The 24,350-nt window shown below is 42.1% G+C and carries 23 protein-coding genes; 5 read left to right on the forward strand and 18 right to left on the reverse strand.

Translation table 11 applies throughout. From position 1 onward, the window contains the following. Positions 1–288: 288 nt before the first annotated feature. Together DB520_RS10300 and DB520_RS10305 are read right to left on the reverse strand one after the other, a co-directional pair. The gene (locus DB520_RS10300) at positions 289–411 is read right to left on the reverse strand and encodes an SDR family NAD(P)-dependent oxidoreductase (RefSeq protein WP_114749637.1); all 123 of its coding nucleotides are present in this window, start codon (positions 409–411) and stop codon (positions 289–291) included. A gap of 13 nt (positions 412–424) precedes the next feature. Beyond that, positions 425–1,372, reverse strand: coding sequence for a sugar phosphate isomerase/epimerase family protein (locus DB520_RS10305; RefSeq protein ID WP_114749638.1), 948 nt, complete (start codon positions 1,370–1,372; stop codon positions 425–427). Between the two features lie 303 nt (positions 1,373–1,675). On the opposite strand from DB520_RS10305, the gene DB520_RS10310 reads away from it, so the two are divergent. Beyond that, complete coding sequence (locus DB520_RS10310) at positions 1,676–2,839, forward strand: PQQ-dependent sugar dehydrogenase (protein WP_114749639.1); 1,164 nt, start codon at positions 1,676–1,678, stop codon at positions 2,837–2,839. 80 nt (positions 2,840–2,919) lie between these two features. On the opposite strand, the gene DB520_RS10315 is transcribed toward DB520_RS10310, so the two are convergent. The 6 genes from DB520_RS10315 to DB520_RS10340 all read right to left on the reverse strand — a co-directional run bounded on the left by DB520_RS10315 (position 2,920) and on the right by DB520_RS10340 (position 12,405). Continuing rightward, complete coding sequence (locus DB520_RS10315; protein ID WP_114749640.1) at positions 2,920–3,222, reverse strand: hypothetical protein; 303 nt, start codon at positions 3,220–3,222, stop codon at positions 2,920–2,922. 127 nt (positions 3,223–3,349) lie between these two features. Next, on the reverse strand, positions 3,350–5,815 hold the full coding sequence (locus DB520_RS10320) for a S9 family peptidase (protein ID WP_114749641.1): 2,466 nt from the start codon (positions 5,813–5,815) through the stop codon (positions 3,350–3,352). A 66-nt stretch (positions 5,816–5,881) separates the two neighbouring features. Further along, entirely contained in the window at positions 5,882–9,535 is a 3,654-nt protein-coding gene (locus DB520_RS10325) for an ABC transporter permease/M1 family aminopeptidase (protein WP_114749642.1), read from the reverse strand. 3 nt (positions 9,536–9,538) lie between these two features. After that, positions 9,539–10,426 carry an ABC transporter ATP-binding protein gene (locus DB520_RS10330; RefSeq protein WP_114749643.1) on the reverse strand — a complete coding sequence of 296 codons (888 nt, stop codon included), beginning with the start codon at positions 10,424–10,426 and terminating at the stop codon, positions 9,539–9,541. A gap of 259 nt (positions 10,427–10,685) precedes the next feature. Further along, positions 10,686–11,537, reverse strand: a complete 852-nt coding sequence (locus DB520_RS10335) for a sugar phosphate isomerase/epimerase family protein (RefSeq protein WP_114749644.1) — start codon at positions 11,535–11,537, stop codon at positions 10,686–10,688. A gap of 88 nt (positions 11,538–11,625) precedes the next feature. Continuing rightward, the gene (locus tag DB520_RS10340) at positions 11,626–12,405 is read right to left on the reverse strand and encodes a cupin domain-containing protein (protein WP_114749645.1); all 780 of its coding nucleotides are present in this window, start codon (positions 12,403–12,405) and stop codon (positions 11,626–11,628) included. Between the two features lie 382 nt (positions 12,406–12,787). Between DB520_RS10340 and DB520_RS10345 the strand changes: the two genes are divergently transcribed. Then, entirely contained in the window at positions 12,788–13,942 is a 1,155-nt protein-coding gene (locus DB520_RS10345) for an amidohydrolase family protein (protein WP_232834910.1), read from the forward strand. A 346-nt stretch (positions 13,943–14,288) separates the two neighbouring features. Here the strand turns inward: DB520_RS10345 and DB520_RS10350 are convergent, their stop codons facing one another. From DB520_RS10350 to DB520_RS10380, 6 genes are all read right to left on the reverse strand, one after another. Further along, positions 14,289–15,245: a hypothetical protein gene (locus DB520_RS10350; RefSeq protein ID WP_114749646.1), complete on the reverse strand. Its 957-nt coding sequence runs from the start codon at positions 15,243–15,245 to the stop codon at positions 14,289–14,291. Between the two features lie 163 nt (positions 15,246–15,408). Next, positions 15,409–15,762: a hypothetical protein gene (locus tag DB520_RS10355; RefSeq protein WP_114749647.1), complete on the reverse strand. Its 354-nt coding sequence runs from the start codon at positions 15,760–15,762 to the stop codon at positions 15,409–15,411. A 4-nt stretch (positions 15,763–15,766) separates the two neighbouring features. Continuing rightward, positions 15,767–16,009 carry a hypothetical protein gene (locus DB520_RS10360; RefSeq protein ID WP_114749648.1) on the reverse strand — a complete coding sequence of 81 codons (243 nt, stop codon included), beginning with the start codon at positions 16,007–16,009 and terminating at the stop codon, positions 15,767–15,769. Positions 16,010–17,164: 1,155 nt separating this feature from the next. Further along, complete coding sequence (locus DB520_RS10370; protein ID WP_157972013.1) at positions 17,165–19,069, reverse strand: FAD-dependent oxidoreductase; 1,905 nt, start codon at positions 19,067–19,069, stop codon at positions 17,165–17,167. Between the two features lie 88 nt (positions 19,070–19,157). After that, on the reverse strand, positions 19,158–19,757 hold the full coding sequence (locus DB520_RS10375) for an alkaline phosphatase family protein (RefSeq protein WP_114749651.1): 600 nt from the start codon (positions 19,755–19,757) through the stop codon (positions 19,158–19,160). Further along, the gene (locus tag DB520_RS10380; protein ID WP_114749652.1) at positions 19,754–19,939 is read right to left on the reverse strand and encodes an FAD-dependent oxidoreductase; all 186 of its coding nucleotides are present in this window, start codon (positions 19,937–19,939) and stop codon (positions 19,754–19,756) included. Before DB520_RS10380 ends, DB520_RS10375 begins: the two co-directional genes overlap by 4 nt. A 484-nt stretch (positions 19,940–20,423) precedes the next feature. Here DB520_RS10380 and DB520_RS10385 point away from each other — a divergent pair, with 484 nt between their 5' ends. After that, entirely contained in the window at positions 20,424–20,957 is a 534-nt protein-coding gene (locus tag DB520_RS10385; protein WP_114749653.1) for a VOC family protein, read from the forward strand. Positions 20,958–21,079: 122 nt separating this feature from the next. On the opposite strand, the gene DB520_RS26600 is transcribed toward DB520_RS10385, so the two are convergent. Continuing rightward, the gene (locus DB520_RS26600) at positions 21,080–21,223 is read right to left on the reverse strand and encodes a hypothetical protein (protein ID WP_157972014.1); all 144 of its coding nucleotides are present in this window, start codon (positions 21,221–21,223) and stop codon (positions 21,080–21,082) included. Between the two features lie 40 nt (positions 21,224–21,263). Here DB520_RS26600 and DB520_RS10390 point away from each other — a divergent pair, with 40 nt between their 5' ends. After that, entirely contained in the window at positions 21,264–21,470 is a 207-nt protein-coding gene (locus DB520_RS10390) for a hypothetical protein (RefSeq protein ID WP_114749654.1), read from the forward strand. Positions 21,471–21,628: 158 nt separating this feature from the next. After that, a complete protein-coding gene (locus DB520_RS26605) occupies positions 21,629–21,790 on the forward strand; it encodes a hypothetical protein (protein WP_157972015.1) in 162 nt (53 codons plus the stop codon). Here the strand turns inward: DB520_RS26605 and DB520_RS10395 are convergent. The 3 genes from DB520_RS10395 to DB520_RS26610 all read right to left on the reverse strand — a co-directional run bounded on the left by DB520_RS10395 (position 21,787) and on the right by DB520_RS26610 (position 24,282). Then, positions 21,787–22,641, reverse strand: coding sequence for a sugar phosphate isomerase/epimerase family protein (locus DB520_RS10395; protein WP_114749655.1), 855 nt, complete (start codon positions 22,639–22,641; stop codon positions 21,787–21,789). The two genes, DB520_RS26605 and DB520_RS10395, sit on opposite strands and share 4 nt — an antisense overlap. 61 nt (positions 22,642–22,702) lie before the next feature. Then, positions 22,703–23,974, reverse strand: coding sequence for a polysaccharide pyruvyl transferase family protein (locus DB520_RS10400; protein ID WP_114749656.1), 1,272 nt, complete (start codon positions 23,972–23,974; stop codon positions 22,703–22,705). 164 nt (positions 23,975–24,138) lie between these two features. Further along, positions 24,139–24,282 carry a hypothetical protein gene (locus DB520_RS26610; protein ID WP_157972016.1) on the reverse strand — a complete coding sequence of 48 codons (144 nt, stop codon included), beginning with the start codon at positions 24,280–24,282 and terminating at the stop codon, positions 24,139–24,141. Positions 24,283–24,350 lie beyond the last annotated feature (68 nt).

The following is a 24,350-nucleotide window of genomic DNA, read 5'->3' on the forward strand; positions in this document are numbered from 1 at the left end:
TGAAAAGCTCAGAACCGGTTGGCCACTTGGATCAAAACATTTATGATCCCGGTAAAATAAGCTTTCACCAGGTCGCAGGGCCTTTACCTGACGCTGCCTGCTAAAAAAATAGTTGAGCCACAAGTCTTTACTTTCCTGAATTGGGCAAGGGAAACATCTTATCTAGTAGGCGATCTTTAAATGTTCTAGGCAAAAGCCGGGATACCCAGGTCAAGGTCCGTACCTCAAAATGAGGCAGGATAAAAAATTGCCGTTTCATCGCTCCTTTTACGACGCAATGAGCTACTGTTACAGGGGATTTCTGGCCAGCAAGACTACCCTATATCCCAATTGACCTAGTTTTTCTGCCATGGCAAGTCCCAATCCCGAGGATCCACCTGTAATTACTGTTGTTTTAATAGATTCATCCATTGCATCAGTAGGCCTATACCAATTGAATAGACTTTTTTATTGCCTCTACATTAATTTTCAATGCTTTTTCATCTTCCATTTGGTTCAATTCCTGATTGAAGGGTTCTGTACGCACCGTGCCATCATAGCCTATGTCCAGCAAACCCTGCATAAAACTCTTTAGGTCAATCACCCCTGTGGCCAGTGGAAGCTCTCTTTTCCCATCCTCCAATGTTTCCCGAGTGAAGCCAGCCCTTGCATCATTGATATCCACAACCACGATTTCATCGGAACTTAAGCTTTGTATGTCCTCTCTACTTTCATTGGCACAGTGCCAATGGAAAGAATCTAACACAAACCCCACATTACCTTGCCCTGTTTCGGCGATCAAATCCCGGCATTCCTGCATGGTAGAAATAAAAGGAAACCTGTTTTGATTCAACAAAGTCCTTGTACCCAAATATTCCAGACCCAACTTTATGCCGTGATCCTCCATTACCTTGGCGCACTCCCCCAGCCTTTGCCCATGTACATTCATGTTTTGGGTGTAGGTAAGATCGGGATGGGAGGAAATGATCCAAGTGTTGATACGGGTTGCTCCTTGCTTTTCCATGGTCTGACAGAATTTCTTCAAATCCCTAAAGTCTTCCTGAAAGGTATCTTCATCCTTTCTAAACTCCACGGGGATATTGGTAGAGCAATAGGAAATGTCATGCGCATCCATTTTTGCCTTATGTTCCTCCAATTGGCTGCCGGAATAATCCTGCATCACTTCTTGGGTATAAGGACTTATAGCTTCATACCCATATTGAATGGCAAAGTCGAGGGTTTGCGCCAAATTAGCCTTGACACCAATAATTCCGGGGTTTAAGGAAATTTTAAATTCCCGCTGTTTATCTTGATTAGCGACGCCAGCCCATGAAGGGGCTGCCAATACTGCGGACAATGCAACACCGGATTTGATAAATGATCTTCGTTTCATTCTTTATTTTAGTTTGTCCCCAATAACCACTAAAGATCATAACTTCAATAACCCCTAAGGTCGCCATGAGGATATTGAAGCTTAATTCGGATTTTCAATGGCCTGATCTAGGTATAAGTGACCAAAATCCAAGGGAATAATCGAAATTCTAAAGCTTAAAGATAAAGGATTTGGATGAGAAGGAACCGTATATGGTAAACTTCAAATAGGGTGAATCTTTTCTAAAGAAGCAACCATTTGTATAATGGCCAAAACAATTCTTCATTATTTTGATTAATTTTGAAGGATTACAACAAAAACCATATGAAAAACTTAAGGAAATTACCTTTTATTCTGACAATAGCAGTAGGGTTGGGCATGGTGTCTTGTGAAGAAAATAGCCAAACTTCCAAGGACATACCTGCAGAACCAGATCCATTTGCAGTATCCACCGAAAAAATGAAAATCAAAGTGGATACATTATATACCGAATTTGATAACCCCTGGGGCATGACCTGGCTTCCGGATGGCAGGATGTTGGTCACCGAAAGAAAGGGGGAAATCTTGATTTTTAAGGATGATGAGTTTACTGGGGAAAAGGTAAGCAACATGCCAACCGTAAAAGAGGTCAACCAGGCTGGGCTCTTGGATGTTGCCCTGCACCCTGATTATGAGAACAATGGATGGTTATACCTTTCCTATGCCCGGGAAGAGGGTGAAGGGGAAGTGTTGGTTATTTCCAGGGCAAAACTCGACGGAAATGCCCTTAGTAATCTAGAAGAAATTTTTGTCTGTGGACCGGAATGGAAAGGTGGCAGGCACTTTGGCAACAGAATTATCTTTGACAAGGAGGGGTACCTGTACTTTTCCAATGGAGACAAAGGTTCGAGGCCACAAAATGCACAGGAACTGGACAATGATCATGGCAAAATCCACAGGATAAAGGACGATGGCAGTATCCCTGAAGATAACCCATTCGTCGATAAGCAAGGTGCTAATCCATCCATTTGGACTTATGGCAATAGAAATCCCCAGGGTATCATCTACGATGCTGACAATGACCGAATCTGGTCGGTGGAACATGGCCCCAAAGGAGGGGATGAACTCAACCTAATTTCGAAGGGTGAAAACTATGGCTGGCCAAAGGTTACCTACGGGATCGATTATGATGGCTCTATCATTTCGGAAGAAACGCAAAAAGAGGGAATAAAAGACCCGGTTACCTATTGGGATCCTTCCATTGCCACTTGCGGGATGACCCTAGTGACTTCAGACAGGTATCCCGAGTGGAAAGGGAACATCCTGGTAGCTGCTTTGGCCGGACAGCATATCGCCAGAGTGGAGCTGGATGGCACTTCCTATGTGGGTGAGGAAAAACTTCTGAAGGACATAGGAAGGGTAAGGCAGGTTTCCCAAAGTCCTGACGGCTATATCTACGCCGTGACAGAAGCCACGGGTTTGATGATCAAGTTGATTCCACAAGGTTAAAATTCCTGTGTCAATTTGTACTGCCTTTTTTTGGTAAAAAAATGGGTGCTGAGGGAAAGAAATCCCCCAGCACCCATTTTTTATAAAATCCCACTATAATAGAGCACCAAATACAAAAGAACCAGGTTAATGATCGCTCTGAACAAAGCTAAAAATCTGTTTCTGGACACATTGATTTCCCGCTTTTTTTGCTCTATCTTATAGAAGAGTGTTCCGATCAAAACCAAGTTAGCCACTATAAATAAGGCAATAATATATCCTATAAATTGAGGCCACGCAAAATGAAGGGTCAACCCGTAAAGAACGAACAGGAACATGGTGAACACGCTCGTGTTGCTTTGAAGTTCTTTGGGTTCTTTAAATGTCGGCTTTTTAGGTTCCATAATAACAGGTTAGAAAATCAATTTTGGATTGGGCGCTTGCTCAATACTAGGTTGCAGCAAACTCCCCCCAAAGCCATGAACCTTAAAAAAATGTTATTACCTGTTTGAGGAAAATTTTCCATTTCGATTACTGTTTCGGACTGAAGGGCATTTCTTGATTTTTATTCTCCTCAGACTGCTCTTTGTTTTTTACCCATTTATCCAACCACACATGTTGTTCCCACAGCGTATGCAAGATGGATTCTCTCGCCGCATATCCATGGCTTTCATGGGGTAGAAACACTAGTCGGGTAGTGGCCCCGTGCCCCTTTAGCGCATTATAATAACGTTCCGATTGAATTGGAAAGGTCCCTGAGTTATTGTCTGCCTCCCCATGGATCAGCAAGATTGGTGCTTTCACCTTATGGGCGTTCATAAAGGGAGACATAGTATTGTACACATCAGGAGCCTCCCAATAGGTTCTTTGCTCGTACTGGAACCCAAAGGGCGTCAAGGTGCGATTATATGCACCGCTTCTAGCTAGACCGGCTGCAAACAAATCGGAATGGGACAAGAGGTTTGCGGTCATAAACGCTCCATAGGAGTGACCACCAACGGCAATTCTATCCCTGTCCCCTATACCGGCATCCACTATATAATCAATGGCCGCCTCGGCGTTAGCCACCAATTGCTCCACAAAATAGTCATTGGGTTCTTCATCCCCCTCCCCTACAATGGGCATTTCCGTCTGATCCATAATGGCATATCCCTGGGTAACCCAATATAGCGGTGATCCCCAACTTAACCAGGTGAAGGCATATCTCGAACCCCTTACCTGTCCGGCAATAGCCGCAGATTTATATTCCCTTGGATAAGCCCACATCAAGACGGGTAGGCTGCCATCCTTTGTCGGTTCATAGCCTTCCGGAGTGTAAACAATAGCAGATAGGTCCAACCCATCTTTTCTTTTGTAGTTTACCAACTCTTTCTTGATGCCCTTAATCGCTGCATAGGGATGGTCAAATTGGGTGATTTGGATGGGAGCTATTCTTCTCCTTGTATTGACCAACCAATAATTAGGTTGTATATCGGTGCTTTCTTTTACCGTTACAAATTCAGTGGCATCCTCATTGAGAACCTTTACCACCCTTTCATAAAAGGGAGCCTGTGATCGCCAAAGGATTCTCTCTTCTTGGGTTAAGGTGTGGTAGGAAGAAAGGTAGGGCATATTGCCCTCTGGGGATCCCCCCATGGATGTCATAAAAACCTCATCTCCCTTCCTTTGGAGGACATCCTTCCCATATTCATTGGTTTTAAGTACCGGACTTCCCGGATCATTGTAAATATCGTCGGAAGAACGTTCTATGATCACAGTTCCCTTTTCCCCAGGTTGGGAGGGGTTAATCCTATGTACTCGTTGCTGCTGGCTTGCGAACCAACCTTCGTACAACAATGCAAAATTTTCGTCCGACCAATGAATGCCCCGGAATCTATAACCTATCCCTGCCAACTTCTGGGGATCTGTGGTAAAGGGTTCATCCAGGTTATAGACAATTTCCCTTTCTTCCATATCCACCTTAGGGTCGCCTCCATCCTGAGCTTCTACCCAATATACAGAGGCTGCTTTGTCCGCCCGCCAGGAAATGGACCTGGGCCCTGTGGCAGTGGCGTCAAAACCTATAGGTCTTACTTCATCCAAGGGAATTTGTGCTAAGATCTTGACTTCATTGCCTTCCAAGTCCCAAATTTTCACATCATAGGGAAACCTATTGGCTGGCACCAAATAGGAAAACGGTTTTTTCAGAATATCTACCAGGATAAATTTACCATCTGGGGAAAGATCCATGGATTTGAGCATTTGGGGAGGCCCCAGGGTTTCCTGATGGCCATCCAAGGTAATCAACATCAACTGTGAATCCATAAAATAGGCAAACAAATCCTCCTCAAAAGAGTTGGAAAGCAAATCTTGATAAGTCCTCGATGGGGCAGCATCTCCGACCGTTTCCTGAATGGTGGGCCCTTTGGGCGCAAGAGGTGCCTTTGGCAATTTCCCTCTATTCGGGTTGATGGCTTTAAGCAGTATTTTATTGTCAGGTGTCCAAGAAATTGCGGTGCCATAAACTCCATTAACGATTTCATCGGTAAGCCTTTTTGCCTTATAGGTAGTCAAATCGGCTACCCAGACACTTATTCCTGAATCAGAGGTGTGGGTAAAAGCTGCAAATTTCTCGTCTTTGGATAAGGTAATTTCCCCTAATCTGGCATTTTCAGGTAACCCCTCGATAGGATTTTCCTGTCCACCCCTAATCGTCTTGAGGGTAATATTTTGAATAAAGTTAGATCTGCTTGGACCATTGGTGGATGGGTTGATCCTCATTCCCCCAAGCCGCAACTCTGGTTGGGCCAATTCCTCAATACCAGGATGACCGGGTCTTTCCAGTAATAGCATAAAATCACCGGATTTACTTACCCTTACCAGCGGGGTTAGGGGTGCATTTACCAATTCCGCAATAACCTGCGGAGGAGTCTGATATGCTAGGGGTTCTTGGGCATTTGAATGAGTTGCCCATCCATAAAAGATAAGGAAAGCAACTACCTTGCACAAAATTTTCATAATTACGCAAATTTTTTTAAGATCATAAAGAAGGTCTTTTTCAACCCATATTTCTATTAAACCAATTTACTGATCAATATTAATGACATTATCATCGGGAATCCGATCTATCAATTTATTATAAGGATCAATCCCCGCCTTTACCGGAACGCCGCCGGTTACCCTGAGGTTTAGGGTAGTTTCACCTGGGGGGATTTTATGTTTTTGAATATACAGGGGATTGGTCCTTGTCCTGCCGTTTTCATCCTTATCCTCTTTGGCAAAAATCCCAATATCCATATAATCCCCCTCATAAACAGCGGGAGTTTCCCTGCCTAAACTATCCGCATATTGCTTTTGGGAGGAAACCTTCAGTGTGACCAGGTATTCTTCCTCAGCAAGTTTTTCAGAACTGGCTTCTATGGCCTTATTTTCATACAGCGTGATTTTTTTCCAAGAATCCTCCAGAAAATATTGCAATGAATCCGGGGTGTGCATTTCAAGGTGCCTGAGCAAATCAGGGCTTCCCGCAAATGGAGGCGTTTCCTTCAAAGCAAACTCCTCCACAAAACCTCCCAATGCGGCATCCATGGCATCCTCTCCTATAAAGTCCCTTAAGGCATACAGGATCAATGATCCCTTTTGATACCAAATATACCCTCTGTCGGCATTGATAAAAGCATTCTCTTTTTTATCTTCATTGGACCTCCCTGATAAGTACCCATCCAACTCTTCCTTTAAAAAGCGCTTCATGTTATCGCTGCCATAGGCCCTCTCGGTTAAAACCAAAGCTGAAAACTCTGCTAAAGCCTCTGAAATCAAATTGGATCCTCTGGTATAATTGGGGGGTATCTGGTGTCCCCACCATTGATGGGCAAGTTCATGGGCCGTTACAAAGTACACATAATCAAAACTGTTTGGGTCACTAAAGTCTGCCACCCAGCCAAAGCTTTCGGAAAATGGAACCGTGTTAGGAAAAGACTGTGCAAAGCCAGCATATCTGGGGAATTCCAGGATCCTCATTTGCCTGAATTGGAAAGGACTGTATTTATCGGAAAAATAGGTTAGCCCATCCTTTAATGCTGCCATGAACCGGTCAAGGTTATAGGTATGGGTAGCATGGTGATAAATCTCTATGGCCACCTCACTGCCATCAGGAAGATAGGCCTTGTCAGACAACAATTCAAAGTCTGCCGAAACCACAGAGAAAAAATACTGGATTGGGGTATCTTGAATGTAATGGTAATACCTTCTTCCGTTTTCCGTCCATTCCTTTTGCAAATACCCTGGTACAATGGCCAACTGATCCTCAGAAGTGCTTACCACAGCCTCAAATTGCACGAAATCCGCATCTTGAGAAAACAAAAGGTTACTCAATCCATAGGGATCATTATGCTCAGGCAAATCGGTGTCTTTGGGTTCCAGCCCATGCTTTTTCCTGGTTTCATCGGAGGACAATTCCAATTGGTCGGAATACCCAAAACTAGGAAGAAACGAGCTTGTAAAAGTCCCATTATGAACGATGTCCCTTCCATATCCCGAGTTGGGGAAACCTTTGTTGATTAAACTCCCACTTACCTGAATGTCTAACGTATCCTCAGGATCCATGCTCTTGGGCAATGCAATTATTTTATACCAATGCTTTTGTTCATACGCGTTAAACAGGTCAAATTTCCGCTTGTCATATACCAAAGGAAAACGGTAAGGAAGCGTATCCCCCTGTGCCAAGACATGAAATGCCGTTAAGGAGGGGGAATGCATATGCAAAGAGTCTATGGTCGAATCTGTCTTATTGACAATTTTAAGATCCAGTATAAAAAAACCGTCCCTCTCTTCGGGAAAAATATCGGCGCTCAATTTTGCTTCAATCACTTTTGGTTGAGGTAAATAGTGATAATGCTTGAGCTGTTTCTCGTATTCTGCCGTTCTTTTTTCGCCTTCTCGGATGGTCAGGTAGCTATTTTCATAGACAACAGTGGAATAGATGTAAGCCCCGGAACCAATAGCCAAGAGAAGAAAAACAAAAGCCAGTCCTACAGCAGGTGTTTTAAATCGTTTCTTCGCAGTTTTCCAGCGACTGGAAAAGGAATTTTCCGTACCTCTCTTAAAGAAAACACTAAATAACAGCACCAAAAAGAGGCCAAAGGCTGTCCAATAGAGATTAAACCAAAACAAGGGTTCCGCAAAGTGTCCCAACCCATTCATGTCCGACCACAGATAAGGTGGCTTATACGAATATTGAAACAGCGTGAAATTCACTTTGGCCAAACCCAAAACCACTCCAAATATCAACCACACAGCAATACTCACAGCATGCCCCACGAATTTTTTATTGACCAGCAAATGGATAGCAAATACCAGCATGGTCATTTGCAAATAATCTGGGAGAGAAATCAGGAAACTGTCTATGAAATAAATGTGTAAGTTGAATTGAAAATAGCCCTTCATTATTTGAATAAGTATTCCCACAGGAATAGGAATTATGGCTAATACCAGACATATGAAGGCCATTCCCAAGAATTTAGATCCCAACAAAATCCCGTCTTTCACCGGAAAGGAATCGCTAATCACTCCATACCGTGAAGAATCGTTTCTATGTATGGATTCACCCGTAAAAAAAACGATGATAATAAATACGAATAAACTATAATCGAAATTTTTGAACTCCATTAAAAAGGAGGTAACAGGATAATTGGAAACACTATACAGGGTGTTTCCAATCCAAAAATCCAACACAAGGAAAATCACACCTCCCAATAAAATAGAACGAAAATAGATATCCCTTACCGTGTTAGTAATTTCAATTTTTGAAAGGGAAACCAGGCTCAACCATTGGTACTTGCTTGAAAAATTAGGCTTGATCTCAGAGGGTCCCAAAGGAATGGGCGCAGATTCTAATCTCTCCTTCTTGACCTTTGCCGCTTTATCCTGAAAGAAATAGGTAAAATTGAACCTTAGGTAGGAACCTACAAAAAAAAGCAGTCCCACTCCCATCCATATTACTCTGTTGATAAGAAGGTTCCCCTTTAGTGGCAGCCAAAAGTTATTCTGCTCAAAGGGCGTTAGGTACCTGGCCTCATAATTGAACGTGTTCAAGGCGAATGGATCAAGAAGTTGTACCAGATTTTTGTTTTCTATATCCTGGGCCAAAAAATTGGACAACAGGTAAGCTATAAATAGAATGATCCCACCAGTATAGATGGATTTGATATTTCGGGTGAATATAATTAATGCGAAAAATAGAGTTCCCGCTATCCACATATTAGGAAGGACAAAGGTAAGCCAAGGTTGCAAATAGTACATAAACACATTTGGGCCATACCTGTCCGCATCCGTCCATCCCGTGACAGGGCCTATCAAGCTGCCAAAATAAATCCCCAATATGCAACCAGTGGTTACGAAGGATAAAATGACGAAAGAGCCCCAAAACCTGCCCATGAAATACGGGGTCTTGGTGATGGGGTAACTGAACATAAAAGTTCCAGTCCTATGTTCCAAATCTCTGTAAAGTGGAACCCCCATAATCGCGGAGGCCAATAAAATGCCAAAGATGGAAAGGGTGACCTGAAGGGATGCAATAACCAAGGGGGAATTATGAAAAACCTTCTCCGAAGCAGATGAAAGCCCTGAAGCAATCAATATGAAGGGAATCAAAAAAAGCATCCCAAAATAAACATAGGTAGCCGGTCTCGAAAACCTGTAACTGATCTCAAACTTGAAAATATTCCAAAAGTCTTTCATGATTTACAGGGTAATGGGATCCATTTTTTGTGCAATAAAACTAAAGTACACGTCCTCCAGGTTTGTAGGTGTAGGAGAAAAACCATTCCCTGGTTCCATGGGACTTTCAACCCTCAAATTGAGCCTTCCTTCTTTCAACTGTGTGCTAATTACCTTATGCTCCAACTTATAGGAGTCAAGTTCACTTTTCTCTATAGATTTCTGAAAAATTCGGCCCTTCAATTGGCTAATTCCTTCAGAAGGCGTTCCGCTCATCAGCACCTCTCCCTCACAGATTATGGCCATATTTGAACAGAGGGTACTGACATCCTCCACAATATGGGTGGAAAGTATCACGATGGTATTTTCACCCAATTCGCTAAGTAAGTTATAAAATCGATTTCTTTCAGAAGGATCCAAGCCGGCTGTAGGTTCATCCACAATAATTAGGGAAGGGTTTCCTGCCAATGCCTGGGCAATTCCGAACCGTTGCTTCATACCTCCCGAAAATGTACCCAAGGCCTTTTTCCTATCCTTAAATAAATTCACCTTATTCAAAAGGGATTCCACCAAAAATTTCCTGTCGGACTTTTTTATCACCCCTTTCATTTGCGCGATATGGTCTAACATCTTTTCGGCAGAAATCCTGGGGTAAAGCCCAAAGTCTTGGGGTAAATAACCTAGCATTTCCCTTACCTTTTGTTTTTCGGTTAGTACATCCAGTCCATCTAAAATAACACTTCCACTATCTGCATCCTGTAAGGTGGCAAGGGTCCGCATTAGAGTGGACTTGCCTGCCCCATTAGGTCCCAACAACCCAAACATTCCCTGCTTCACATGTAGTGATACGTCGTTTAAGGCCTTAACTCCATTAGAGTAGGTTTTCGAAAGATTTTTAATGATAAGTTCCATAAAGATTGAGGTGTGGTTGTTAATAAAAGTTCAATTATACCCTCCGTAAATTAAATATTTTTGGATAAAACAAAAATTTTCATAAGAAATATAATACAAGAACTAATGTGTCTCCATTAAAAAAATGAGAGTCAAAATAGGATACAATTTATTATATTTGGTTTAGCCATTTCAGTATAGATATTGCTATTATTGGGCTGGTATATTGGTTTGAAAAAAGAATGCACCACAAACGATTAATCTTCTACCAGAGCTTGGTTTATATTTTATTGCTTAGCCTATTTAAATGGTCAAAACTAACCCGTGCACAGTCCATACCTTTGATGGCCCTTTCGTTTTCCACCACAAAATACTTAACTCCTACCTCCAATGCAGCTTTTATTACGGGCTCAAAGTCAATGATTCCTTGTCCCACGCAGCTCATTCCTTCATCCCGGTTGTTGTTCATGTCTTTCATGTGCAGTAGCTGATAACGGCCCTTATACTTTCGCAAATAGGCCACAGGATCCTGGCCTCCTTTGGCAATCCAATAAATGTCGAGTTGCACAGATGACAAGGCAGGGTCGGTGTTTTCCATCATAAGGTCGAAGATCAATTCACCATCTATCCTTTCAAATTCTATGGCATGGTTGTGCCAGGCAAAGTGTAAACCCGCATCTTTGATGGTTTTTCCTATGCGGTCGATGTGTTCACAACTTTTCAATACCTCATCTTTGGATAAGTTCTTTCCATCAGACATCCAAGGGTAGTAACAAATGACATAGGGCGCCCCTAGGGCCTTGGCAGTTTGAATGGTTTTTTCCGGTTCATTTATAAGGCTGCTCATTCCAGCACCGGTGGCAATTTGATTTAACCCAATCTCTCCTAAAAATTGCCTGTGAGCCCTAAGGTCATCTCCGGGCACACCCCCTTCAATATATTCGTAACCGATGTCAGCCAGCATTTTCAGGGCTTTTTTATAATCCTGCTGCATTTCTTCCCTCACCGTATTGGTAATGATCCCAATGTTCAACTTTTTCCTTTGTTGGGATGAAATGTCTGTGCTATGCAGAGAACTTAGACCCAGGCTCATTAAACCAGCTTTTTTTAAAAACGCTCTTCTTTTTTCCATAGTGAAATTTCGGGTTTGTTGTATATTGATAAATGTTATGGGAATGACAAAAGTAGGTCTTTACAAGGGTTGCAAAAAATTAAATTAATCATCCATCCTTGTCTGTTGTCCACCTGATAGCATAATATTCACAAGTTCCCTTGCCAATATTGCGTATGCCATGGGGGTCCATCGCACTTAAAAATATCATTGAACCCGGACCCAGCCGATAGGGTGTTCCGTTGATCATTTCTTCCACTTCCCCCTGTAAAACTACAATAATCTCCTCATCGGGATGAACATGAGGGTCATGGCTCTTTTCCCCTTCCAAAAGGGTAGTGATGTGCATTTCCAATTCGGAAAGCGTTTTTGTCGGTGCTTCCATTACATCCCTCCTACCCCCTTTGACATTGGACTTGAATTCCATTTCGTCATAAATAAAAGTCCATGAATTTTCGTAGGCCGCATCATTTAAATTACCTGAATCCCATTGTATTACATAAAAAATGGCATTATCAGCACCAGTATTTTTATAGTGGGCCTGTTGCTCTTTGGAAATCAAGGCAATACTTCTCTCGGTCAATTGCTGCTTTTCGTTGGCGTGGGAAATTTCTAATGTCCCCTTAATCACCAACACCAATTTTTCTTTGCCAAAATCACTGCTTTCTTCAGTCCTTTCTTTGTCTTGGAATAGGGTGTAGATATCAACTTGAAAGTTGTCCAACGTTTTGGTAGGCCAATTGAAAAGATGCCTTTTTTCTCCTGCATCGTTTTTGACTACTGGCAACATGCTGAATTCATAAGCCCCTGAAGGTAATGGGAGCTGTTGGGCACTGGATTTTAATGCAAATAATAAGCTGATAAGCAGTAGGCAGTTGAAGTGACTCATAATGGTAATCTGGGTTTATTGAAGTGGGTAAGTAACCAACAGACCGGATGTTCCAGTAATTATTTGGAAGTCCTAAGTTAACATCGTCCTTTCGGTTTTCTAAAGGGCCACTTGGAAAAGTTTGTCCACCTCCTCCATTTTGCAAAATGACTTTACCAATGAAAGCCTATTCTTTAACCCGAATTATTTGATCTACTGTCTGTTTCATCCTCAATAGATAAAAATATCTATAAAATGGCAAAATTAAAATAATCATTGGCTAAATTAATGGATCTATGGAATTGGAATAAACTTGCAAACCAAAAAAAACCAACAAGCCATGTCCAAATCCTCTTTGCTTATTTTAAAAAGAACAATAAAACACCCAATCCACGTCAACATTATGAAAGAATATACTGGACGAGTCCGATCATTTATTTTTCTTTGGTACCTTATAGTGCTTTATCCTTCCTGTCAGTCACCTACTAAAGAAAACAAGATGAATGAGCGCCCTGAGGAAACCTACTATGGACTTGAGGATTTTAATAACCTAAAAAAATACGATGCCCATGTACACCTGAGGACAGACTTCGATACCCTCTTTTTGCGGCAGGCGGCAGAGGACAACTTTGGCTTATTGAACGTAAGTGTTTACACTTCCCCGGACATTACACCGGAAGAGCAAGAAGATTTTTCTTTGAAGCTCCTTCGCCAATTTCCAGAAAAGGTCGCTTATGCCACTACCTTCTCCCTTGAAGGCTACCATGAGGAAGATTGGGAAAGCAAGACCATGGCCTATCTGGAAAAATCCATTTCAAATGGTGCTATTGCAGTAAAGGTTTGGAAAAACATCGGCATGGAATTGAAGGATGACAATGATGAATTTGTGATGATAGATGATGAACGCTTTGATGGCATCCTACAACTACTTATTGAAAAGGATATTACCTTATTAGGGCATCTTGGTGAACCCAAAAACACCTGGCTACCACTGGATGAAATGACGGTACAGGGTGACAGGGATTATTTTAGCGAAAACCCCAAGTATCATATGTACAATTTTCCCGACTTTCCTACTTATGAAGACCAGATCGATGCCAGGGACCGCATGCTGGCTAAACATCCTGACCTGAGGTTTGTAGGTGCCCATTTGGGCAGTTTGGAATATGATGTGGAGGAGTTGGCAAAAAGACTGGATCAATACCCCAATATGGCAGTGGATATGGCAGAAAGAATTTCCCATCTGCAATACCAGGCCATTACCAACTGGCAGGGGGTTCACGATTTTTTGGTTAACTACCAAGACCGGCTTATTTATGGAACCGACCTCAGGACCGGTGCATCAGATATTCAGGCCAAAGCCTTAACCCAGCCGGAAGAAATCATGCAGCATGCCCATGAAGTATGGTTGCGGCATTGGGAGTTTTTCACCTCAGGGGAGGAAATGGAAGTGCCAAAAGTAACCGGAAAATTCAAAGGCATGAAGTTGCCCAGAGAGGTAGTAGATAAAATATACCGGACCAATGCAGAAAAATGGTATCCGATGCTGAGCCATTAAAAAATTAAAATCCCCTATCACATTGGTGGTCACGGGAGTTCAACCCCCTGGGGGTTGCAGGTTCCATATTGCGTTTCCTTACCCCAGGTTTGCTACCCGAGGCTAATGGAGTTGAAACCCTCGCGGGTTTCTTTGTGTATCGCAATGAGTTTGTGACCCGTAATAGGTACGTAACGCAAATTCAAATTGTAGCTTTCGGAATCCCTGCCCCTACGCCTTCCCTTATCCATCGTTAGGAAGAAAACCAACCTCGATCCTAATCCCCAAAGACTCCCGACAGTGGTCAAACCCCATTAGCAACCTCAATCCAATTGAGAAAAAATTAAATGCTAACCCAAACACTTTATTAGCTCACTTTACTCCCTCTTTGGAAGGATAGCTCTTTAACCTTGTCAATAATATATTTTGCCGTCGCATCCTCTGAACACTTATTCATCCACCAATCAATCATTTGTTGCTGAATTTTATCGAGTTGGTTAGGGTCATTAAGTAGTCCATTTGCAATTTTCAACCCATCCTTCCAATTATCTATTTCAATTATTGGTGAGTTGTTATAAAATTCTATGTTAGGTAATTTCTCAGATATGATTACACAGCCCGCCCTCATGGCCTCAAAATGCCTAAAACATTCCGCCCTTTCAAATCCTTTGGGGCATAAAACAATTTTGCTTTCAGATAGCATTTTGCCATATTCTTCCAATGAATATCCTGATTTGAAATCGCTATTGAAAATAATTATTGAATCAGGGAAACGATTACTAAAATCACTTTGCAGCTTTAAAAGGATTCTTCTATACCGGTCACCGCTAAGAATTGAGGATTTAGGCAACAATTTCCCAAAAGATGAAAGATTTTTGTATAGATCAATTCTATTCGCATTAATGTTTCCCCTGAAAAAAATATTCACCTTCCTTTCGACCATTGGTTTTACCTGAAAGCTCGGTACACCGTTCACGTAACCCAATGGAAATGGAAAAATGTTTTCCGCTTTTGGAACCTGATCACCAATGTAGCTTTTAAAGATGGCAAAATAATGGGGAGCTAAATTTTCGGGAAGTTCACCAGTCTCGTCAGATAAGTAGATTAAGATCTTTTTTTTAGTGCTAATTCTATTTATACTAGCTGGTGTGGTGTGTTTTTTATGTGACGAGTAAATATAAAATTCTAAATCCTTAAATTCTTCAAACCAGTCATCTTTGAGCTTTTGGAATATGCCTTGAATGAAAAATGTCTCATTCATCAATTCAAATTGATATTCAGAATGAACATCGAAGTTAAGATTTGGAAATCCAAATAGCTTCATATTATATTAATCAATTATTAAAGTAGGTGTTTTTGTATTTTACTGAATTTAATTGGACTTTTTTGCTAAATTTACTCCAATTGGTTTAAAAGAGTGCTAACTGTTCTTTAACTTCTCATGCACAATCAATGCCTTTGGCTGAAGGCTAATTTTCCACAATATCTTAGTTAACACCACCAGTTTTCTCCACCTCGAATATTGGTAGAAAGCCGATTATGCCTTGACCCACATAATTGATACCTCCATCGCGGTTTTTTTTCATTTCTTTGACATGGCCTATTTCAAACCAGGACGGATATTTTCTAAATAAATCCATCGGGTTATAACCTCCATTTACTACGCAGTACCAATCCCGTTCCATCTTAGAATATTCCGTGCCTGAAGGCTCCATCATGTTGTCAAAAACGAGTTTACTGTCCACTGCTACGAATCCCTTGTCATGATTGCACCAAGCAAATCTAAACCCGGCATCTGTAACCTTATTACCCATTTGGTTGATGTTTTCCACGGCTTCCATGGTCTCAGGCTGTTTTAAGTCCGTTGCCAATGAGAGCCATGGGCAGAACCAAACCAAATATTCTGCCAAGCTCTTCAGCTGTTTTGAAATAGTTACCTAGCTCTTTCTGTATGTTTCCCAAGTTGCTATCGGCGGCAACCACACGGAGGCCCAGCCCTTTTAGAAGGGATTGGTACTTTATTGAGCTAATTCCCTCAGACACTCCTCTCGCAATCTGTTTATATCCTATTTGAGTTATTAATTCCATTAATGCCGATTTTTAATCCTTCTTCATCTCGTTCCCTACAGTAATGGTGAGGATTCCTATATTGTATTTTTCATTATCAGCGGCCATTGAGTAAAGCTGTTTCTAAAAGCAAAACCCCAAAATTCCACTTAGCGTCTTCCTTAAGATTCCATGAAATATTCCATAATACGGGTTATTGGTGGGTTAAAACTGATCTTCGTCGGTACTAATCGGGCTGTCAACATGCAAAAATATACAAAAAATAAGCGGAATGCTTTAAATATCTACAAATTCAAACTTCACCGCGTCAGCAATAACAAATTTGCCCTTCTCCCCGAGCGTGGTACTACTTTTTTGAAACCCATCTTCGAAACAGAAAGTTCCTTGTTCTATCCATTTACCTCTGTCGATTTATACTAATAACTCTGTCTCCGTCTGATTGGTGAAGGACCATACCTACACTTCATTTTAAGTTTCCTAATTCATGTGTTTATAATTTCTTTTCAGCGGTCATATAGCCTGCCCCTGCCTGCCCCGAACTTGTTTAGGGGGACTTGTTTCGGGGTAATCTTGCGTGTTCTATAATTATACCTACCATTGACATGGTACTTAAAATGACAAATATTTTTTTACGTTGCGACCGATGTGTAATCGTTGTGGCTCCTTGAAAAAGTCAGGGCAGGGCTGCGAGAAACTAAATGTCATTTCCTTTCTGTAAATTCCAATTTTTAATACTTAGTGTGTCACTTGCGTGATGCTCTAAATTTCATGACTTTACTGTTAAATATTCACAAATTATGGCTGCCGGAACTAAAACCTTTAGAAGGTCTGCTACCCTAATATTCTAACTGGTTCTCTTGGCAGCCGGAACTTGGAACGGGGACTACTACGGGACATAGGACTTGATATCCTAGGTAGCGAAAAAGTTCACCCCGTTCCTGTTCCTAAATTTAAGGTTACCCTCAGTAATCTACAAGTTTTGAGCCTCCCCCCCAGACCCACCTCAATGTTGATAACTATAACAACAATCTTAGATTATTAATATTTAACAAATCTAGAGGTATAGCTATCCTTTCCTTAACTCGAATTCTTTAAATCACACTTTCCTCCCAAGTACGCTCGTCAGCAGGATAGCTTTTACCTGGCCGAGGAGAGCGGATTCAATACTGGTTCAAATTACCTTTTTTGGGAATGCAGTTGATACAAGCGATTTAAAAACTCCCCCCTGGTAATGTTTTTACTGTTAAGTAGTTCTAGCGTTTCCGAACTTTCTGTATCGAGGTTCAACATCCTAATCCAAGATTTTGCCAGCTCATCAGTAACTTGCTTTTCAGGATCGATGTGATGGTAGGGATAAGCCTCACGGTATTGCATGTTCCAGAGGTTGGGTGCTGACTTTAAATTGATATCCCCTAATGGAAACATTTGGTGGAATAATCCTTTGGTCCCCAAATACTGGATGGCGTTGAAATAGGGGTGGTCATTGCTCACATCCGAGATATATACCGTTTTGCCCCCTGCTTCGTGGATTAACCGTTGAAGTTGATCAATTGGCACATCGGCTGCTGCTAAGTTGTTTTCCAACATAAGATGGGCAGCCAGTCCTGTCGCCTGTCCAATCGCACTCCATGTGGGTTCCAACCTCAATGCGGAAAACCCAACATGGCTGCTGGAAACGGCCACGCTGACCAAGAGGTTGTGGAAACCCTTTACCACCGTGATACCGTAAGGAATCTGAAAGGGTGGGGGCACATGGTTAAAATCCCCTTCGGTAAGGTCTTCATATAGCTCACCAGGGGGACTTACCCCATGGCAGTTCAACGCATAATCCCCAATGGCGATAGCATCGCTCTTTAGTGTAGTGCGGACGGAATTAGGGGCCATATAGGTGTCTTGTTCCGTAAAAACATACTCCCCTTCTATCCTTCTTGCCTCCCTGATATACAAGCGGTAGGGGAAATAATCATTGTCCGTAAATTCGTCCTTGGCCAGCCCCCATTTTTGGGCTTCCTTTCTTAGCTCATCCGGAACCTCCCTGTCCTGCTGCAAGAAATAGATAAGACTGAGGTTGTGCAACCTGTGATCCTCGATAATACGGTTTCTGGTCTCCGTATTCCCCTCTGGATAATCATAATTCCCTCCCAGTAACGCCATACGGACTGGGGCATTTTTTATATCATTGATATCGGCTTTTCTGTTCGGCAAAAGCTGCACCCGCAAAATTCCCCGGGCGTCTTCCGTGAAAATCTGGGCTACTTTTTTGTTTTTCAGTGTTTCAAGTATAGGCGTAAAAACATTTCGGTCATACCCTTCCGGTTCTGCTATCATGATACGGTTGTCAGGGTCATCCGTCATGATAACCCTAAAGTTATAGCCTTGTATTCTTTGATCCCCTTCCCCCGTGCTTCCACTTTGGATCACTCCGCCCCTAGTAAAAATTTTCCCGGCAAACCGTTCATGATAGGTGGACTGTGACTCCCTTCCAAGAAAGTAATTGGCCCCTGCCATGGCGGCCAGGTCCCCTTCATAGGTGGCGTCTATAAACACCTTTGCTTCAAACTCTACCGTTTGGTCCTCATTAAGATCGATTAACCGAACCCCGCTAATACCTACTTTCCCTCCATTAGATTCGCCTAGTATAACTTTGTTCAGCCTGTGTTTGGCAATGACTTCGATACCGGGAAATTCCCGGAGCATTTCCTGGAAGATCTGCAGGGTGACATGTGGTTCGGCATGAATGCCAAAGTGGCAATCCTCCACTTGCTGGGAATCGGGGCCGTATTTTTCTGTATAATAGGCAAGCACTCTGTTGGTATAGTTTTGGAATTCACCTCCCAAGACCTCGAAAGAAATAAAGTCAGTGAAGGAAAGCCCTCCTGTCATCAACCCTCCTATATGTTCATATTCCTCGACCAGAAGCACAGTATGCCCCCTGCGTCCTGCGTTGATGGCTGCCATAATTCCTGAGGGGGTTGCGCCGTAAATGATGAGGTCATATTCACTAAGGGAGTGCTTTTTTTGGGTAAAACCAGAAAAAAGAACTACAAGGGAAACTAGCACTATGGATTTAGGGATGTTCATATTATAAATTAAGGCCATCTTAACTCCCGCCAATGATTTGCTTCGGTGACAACTTCATTTTGAAGCTGGATCGTTTTTTTCTCATAACCTACAACAGTTGAGGGTGTTTGGAGGAAATTTCATGTTCCTGACGGGCGTCTTCTTTGATGTTATAGAGCCGGAAATTCTTCCGTTCCGATTCCTTAATCAACCCGACCCATTCCTCATCAAACAGGTTGTCCCTGGGGATATCAATTTTCAAACCTACGATCAGTGTACAATCTCCATCCCCTATAACACAGGCAGGCCTGGAGGGATAATAAAACCAAAATAAGGGGTTATCACGCAGAAGGGATTTGCCTTTAAATACAGGATACAGGCTTACACCATCAATTCTTCGATCCTCTGGCAGCGCTGTTCCGGTGATCTCACAGATTGTAGGCAAAATATCCACTATGCCGGCAAGGGTCTCCTCCCTAACACCTGGCTTTATCTTTCCATGCCAGCGATTGATGCCAGGCACCCGAATACCCCCCTCCCAAAGAGTGGTTTTCCCAGCTTTCAGTATTCTATGACTGACACTATCTCCCATTTTTCCGTTCCTGACACCCAGTCTTTCTATCAAAAGCCTGTTCATTCTCCCCACCGCCTCTATATTTGGACAATCCGTATTAGTTTTAACCCTTAACCCAAAATACCACCTACTCATTTGCTGGGCTCAATAATAACTACGGATTTGTTCTCCCGTTTCGCGGATATTGCAGCCGTGATACCTGAGGGAGTGGCTCCATAAATACAAATATCGACTTCCTTGATTCCCACATAATTATCTGCATAACTGTTGTAGGTTAGAAACAGTACAAGTAGCAATAGATTTGATAAATTTCGCATCTCCAATTTATTTTTGTACCTAACATCCGCAAAGGAGTTAATGAAAGGGCCATAAAAGTGCCTGAATTAACTCGATTCAGGCTTTTTAGGCCCGTTTTTTTCACTTATTTAGGTATTGACAGACAACCTGAACAAGTGAGATGAAAGTTACAAAATCAGCAGAAAAAATCCCCTCCTTCTTAGATTTTAAATCCTTCTCATAGGTAAAAATAGCTTTAGGATTAAACTTAAAAAGGCGTTGAAACCTCTGTTTCAACATTTGAAACATGAGTACTAACGACACATGAGGCTATTTTTTTAGCTTTAGTCCATCCATAGACTCCGCAACTATAGACCAACAATCCTGGGCAATGGGTATGAAAGAAGGGTTTCAATTGGATGTAATGCCCTATATGGAAAAGTAAGTATACTCGAAAGGAATCTAATGGATCCTAGATGTAGGAACGAAATAATCTATTCTTTGTACCAAAAAATTTAATACGCCATGAACGAACAAACAGCAACTACAAAAGGACCAGAAAACACCTTATTTGGACAGCACTTTGGGCAAGTTGCCTGGGTGGTTCCTGATATTGAGGTAGCAGCAAAATTTTTCCAAGAAACAATGGGAGTTCCCCGTTTCATGAAAATGGAAAATTTACGATCCCAAGATCTGGAAGGCACTTATAATGGGCAGCCTGCCGATTTTGAATTTCACCTTTATTTGGCCATGTCTGGAGGTACCATGGTGGAGTTGATCCAACCGGTTTCAGGCAAAAGCATTTATACCGATTTTCTGGACCAACAAAAGAATGGTGGTATACAGCATATCGCTTATGCGGTTCAGGAGGCGGAATTTGATGATGCCGTAGCTCAATTGAAGAATAAAGGTGTCACGATAATTCAGCGCTTGGTTTTACCAGTGGCAAAGGTTGCTTATTTTGACACCTATGCCAAAATAGGAGTTGCAACCGAGATAATTGGGTTAACAGCAGCTGGTAATCAGCTTTTAGAACAGCTCAATACCGGGAATTATTAAGTCTCAAGAATATTAGATAGAAGTGATTTTCAGGTTCAATGCGAATTAATCAGGTCGATGGTGCCGTTCATCTTTAAAGAACTTGTTACTTAGCCCTTTGGCAAGGCCCGCAATCTGCAAAGTCAGTTATTGCCAAGTTTTATCACTTCTTCCCAAGGCAACACCCCGGCATCGGCTGCCCATTCATCGTATTTTTGCTTCAGCTCCAACACCAAGTTTGCATTTAAATCACTGACGTCGTTTAATTCTGTCTGGTCGGTTTCCATGTCATAAAGCTCCCAATCTCCGGAGCTTTCCTCTCTTGCTATGGGAGATTATAACGCTACACTGATCCGGAAGTTTAAAGGGAAAATGGTTATTACCCTTAACCACGACACCCATACCCCTCACCCCAGGGAAAGTTTCCCGATTCTGGGAAACAATGGGGTCGATTTAAAAGCAAGAGATGCCCAACGGATTTACATTGAAGACCAAAGTCCCAAGGATCATCAATGGGAGCCGGCAGAAGCGTAATTAAAGGAATGTGAGCATTAGATCATGAAAGAGTATTTCCCCCGGGACGGATAGGCGGGGCTATCCGTGGCCACGGCAGCGGGGATACGACCCAAACGCCAATCAACTGGCACCGACTTGTTCTTGCCTTACAGGAAAATAAACAACCAGACTGGGATGTGTATGATTCTGTTACAAGTGCTGCCATTATTCCACTAACCGGGACTTCGGTGGAAGACAAAAGTCGGCCGGTGGATTTTCCTGATTTTACCAAAGGGAAGTGGGAAACCAGACCAGAGCTGTATTCGAAAACAGTGGAACTTAAGATAGTATTTTCTTAATATCTTAGACTTCGTAAATAGGCTATGGATTTGGGTACCTGTTTATAGTAAATGGGACTTTCATCCTCTATGTAAAAATGCTCAATTCCAGCTTCTTTGGCCGCTTTCAGAATAGCGGGAAGATCCAGTTGCCCTGTACCCAGGACTACATCGTTTTCTTTGGGGGTCCCCCCGGACATGTCACCCTCCACCCCTTTTTTCAGGTCTTTTAGGTGCATCAATTTAAAGCGGTCCGGGTATTTGTTGATCAGTGCGACAGGATCTTCACCGGGAAAAAAGGTCCAAAGGATATCTATTTCATAGCTTACATATTCCGGATCGGTCTGTTCCATCATGTAGTCGAAGAGGGTGCCGTTTTCATGGGGATGAAATTCGTACCCATGGTTATGGTAACAGAAGGTGAGGTCATGCTCCTCCTTTAGCATCTTTCCTGCTTTATTAAAATCAACAATGGCCTGTTTGGCATCAGAGAGGCCAAAAGGAGCCTCATGGGGTATCCAGGCCACCCTTACAAATTTTGCGCCAAGGGTTTTGGCATTCTCTGCCACTTCATGGGTTTTATTGACCAAATCTGGATAACCGACGCCAAAAGAAGAACAAAACATGTCCCTTTCGTCTAGCAGTTTCCTCAACTCTTGGGCGGTTTTTCCAAAGAGGTTGGAAAATTCCATGTCTTTGACACCCATGGCCTGCAATGTGTCCAAGGTAGCAGCCACATCTTTGGAGAAGCTATCTCTGTAGGTATAGGAAACCATGCCCGGCATTTCCTCGAAAATAAGCCGGTTTCCCTGGGCCAAGACACTATCTACGCTTACTAGAAGGAGGAAGACAACGGGAATTAACTTTTTCATTTTTTGGTCATTTTGGTTTTATATCAATCTAAGCTCAATAATTATTCCCGAAATATAAATTCTATGTCAGTATTTTATTGATTCTAGTAGTACTCTTGCTGTAGATCTTATCGATTTTCCTCATTGATCGAGTTAATTTATTTTTGGCCTTATCATAATCACGCCATACCCCCATAAGTCTTTCCGCTATTTGATGTCCCTCCGTTTGATCGATTTCAAAGATCCAATCATCAAATCCAAGGTCATAATACATTTGGCCTTTGATGGTGTCTTCAGGTTGTCTAAGATAGAACATCGGGGTGCCATTAGCCGCAGCAATGATGGGTGAATGACATTCAAAGCTCAGAACGGTATGTGCCTTTGCATAAATGGATGCCGCTTCATCTGGCAGCCAATATCCACGTTTCACCACATTTGGCTTGACATCCTCAGGCAATGGGTCAAATAGCAATTCGTCCATAATGTCCACCTGGTAAGTCATTTCAGGGCATACCAATACCTTGTTTCCTGTTTCCTTTATCCATCGGATCATCGCTTCCCTCATCTTGGAATGATCCTTTTCCTTATATTGATCATTGGTGTCCTCCACCTCTTTTATTTTTTCGGCAGACCAATCCATTTTTCGAATTTTATGGTAGGGGGTGTACCGCAACCTGGGAATTACACATATGAATTCCTTTTCATTCAATTCATGTTGTTTCAAAAATTGCTCAGCGCTGGAATCATCACGCATGTTGAGGTAAAAAGTGGCATCAGGAGCAAAGGAAATGTGTTTCCCTCTTATTCCGCTTTTTTTCAAGACTTCTAAGGAAGCTGTTTCCCTTGTGTATATAAATGCGGATTGCTTCAATAGAACCTCCAAATCGGAGTCGATATGCTGTATGGTGGTCCCAAAAATACCGAATGGCTTATCCGTGTGTTTAACCCATGCTTCCAAATTTGTCTGTCCTACTACCGAAGGCCCCGACCCATGGATCATGATATCCGCTTTTTGCATTGCGTCCAAAACTTCTCTATTGGAAACGTTTTTATCATTATCCACCGCTCCGTAAATTATGCTGACAGCTGGGTAATTTCTATTTAAAAGGTCTTTCACTTCCTCTCCTTCGCTTCTTTTCCAAAGCACGATTTCATAATCAGGAAGGAATGTCTGAAGTATGTGCAATAGCCCCGGTGTATGGGCAATGTCCCCAATATTAACGTCCTGCCAACCTGATACTAATAGGATAGTTTTATTTGGGGAAGCATAACTATTGATTGTCAATAGCAGGTCTGAAATCAGCAAGGAGCCCGTCAGAGCCCCTAAATTTGTCAATGCTTTTCGTCTATTCATTATAGTTGGGTTTACCATTATTTTTTGACCAATTTAATCACAAATCCACAGGAACAGGCCATTCAAAAGACCCAGAAAACAGTGATCCTAACCAGAGAAGACCAGGCTTTTTTACAATCCCTGTATTTGTCCGGATTTAAAGCGTTGATAAAATAAATGTAATGTTATTCTAGAAAATCCCTAACCTTTTTCTCAATGGTTTTCTTTACCTTTTTCCAGGATTGACCTTTGAGGCTGACGGGATCTTCACTTTCCTCCGCATCCCCAAAATAAATCAAAGAGACTTTTTTCGATAAGGGTATTTTCAAATGGTTGGCAATTAAATAAATCCAAATCTACCGAAGTCCGATGTCCATATTACAATGACAAGGCTGTT

Source organism: Pleomorphovibrio marinus, from assembly GCF_003347495.1.
Classification (GTDB): Bacteria; Bacteroidota; Bacteroidia; order Cytophagales; family Cyclobacteriaceae; genus Pleomorphovibrio; species Pleomorphovibrio marinus.

Excerpts from the sequence above, each read along its gene's own strand:
- DB520_RS10300 (WP_114749637.1), bottom strand. The coding sequence starts at position 411 with ATGGATGAATCTATTAAAACAACAGTAATTACAGGTGGATCCTCGGGA.
- DB520_RS10305 (WP_114749638.1), bottom strand. The coding sequence starts at position 1,372 with ATGAAACGAAGATCATTTATCAAATCCGGTGTTGCATTGTCCGCAGTA.
- DB520_RS10310 (WP_114749639.1), top strand. The coding sequence starts at position 1,676 with ATGAAAAACTTAAGGAAATTACCTTTTATTCTGACAATAGCAGTAGGG.
- DB520_RS10315 (WP_114749640.1), bottom strand. The coding sequence starts at position 3,222 with ATGGAACCTAAAAAGCCGACATTTAAAGAACCCAAAGAACTTCAAAGC.
- DB520_RS10320 (WP_114749641.1), bottom strand. The coding sequence starts at position 5,815 with ATGAAAATTTTGTGCAAGGTAGTTGCTTTCCTTATCTTTTATGGATGG.
- DB520_RS10325 (WP_114749642.1), bottom strand. The coding sequence starts at position 9,535 with ATGAAAGACTTTTGGAATATTTTCAAGTTTGAGATCAGTTACAGGTTT.
- DB520_RS10330 (WP_114749643.1), bottom strand. The coding sequence starts at position 10,426 with ATGGAACTTATCATTAAAAATCTTTCGAAAACCTACTCTAATGGAGTT.
- DB520_RS10335 (WP_114749644.1), bottom strand. The coding sequence starts at position 11,537 with ATGGAAAAAAGAAGAGCGTTTTTAAAAAAAGCTGGTTTAATGAGCCTG.
- DB520_RS10340 (WP_114749645.1), bottom strand. The coding sequence starts at position 12,405 with ATGAGTCACTTCAACTGCCTACTGCTTATCAGCTTATTATTTGCATTA.
- DB520_RS10345 (WP_232834910.1), top strand. The coding sequence starts at position 12,788 with ATGAAAGAATATACTGGACGAGTCCGATCATTTATTTTTCTTTGGTAC.
- DB520_RS10350 (WP_114749646.1), bottom strand. The coding sequence starts at position 15,245 with ATGAAGCTATTTGGATTTCCAAATCTTAACTTCGATGTTCATTCTGAA.
- DB520_RS10355 (WP_114749647.1), bottom strand. The coding sequence starts at position 15,762 with ATGGAAGCCGTGGAAAACATCAACCAAATGGGTAATAAGGTTACAGAT.
- DB520_RS10360 (WP_114749648.1), bottom strand. The coding sequence starts at position 16,009 with ATGGAATTAATAACTCAAATAGGATATAAACAGATTGCGAGAGGAGTG.
- DB520_RS10370 (WP_157972013.1), bottom strand. The coding sequence starts at position 19,069 with ATGAACATCCCTAAATCCATAGTGCTAGTTTCCCTTGTAGTTCTTTTT.
- DB520_RS10375 (WP_114749651.1), bottom strand. The coding sequence starts at position 19,757 with ATGAGTAGGTGGTATTTTGGGTTAAGGGTTAAAACTAATACGGATTGT.
- DB520_RS10380 (WP_114749652.1), bottom strand. The coding sequence starts at position 19,939 with ATGCGAAATTTATCAAATCTATTGCTACTTGTACTGTTTCTAACCTAC.
- DB520_RS10385 (WP_114749653.1), top strand. The coding sequence starts at position 20,424 with ATGAACGAACAAACAGCAACTACAAAAGGACCAGAAAACACCTTATTT.
- DB520_RS26600 (WP_157972014.1), bottom strand. The coding sequence starts at position 21,223 with ATGGAAACCGACCAGACAGAATTAAACGACGTCAGTGATTTAAATGCA.
- DB520_RS10390 (WP_114749654.1), top strand. The coding sequence starts at position 21,264 with ATGGGAGATTATAACGCTACACTGATCCGGAAGTTTAAAGGGAAAATG.
- DB520_RS10395 (WP_114749655.1), bottom strand. The coding sequence starts at position 22,641 with ATGAAAAAGTTAATTCCCGTTGTCTTCCTCCTTCTAGTAAGCGTAGAT.
- DB520_RS10400 (WP_114749656.1), bottom strand. The coding sequence starts at position 23,974 with ATGAATAGACGAAAAGCATTGACAAATTTAGGGGCTCTGACGGGCTCC.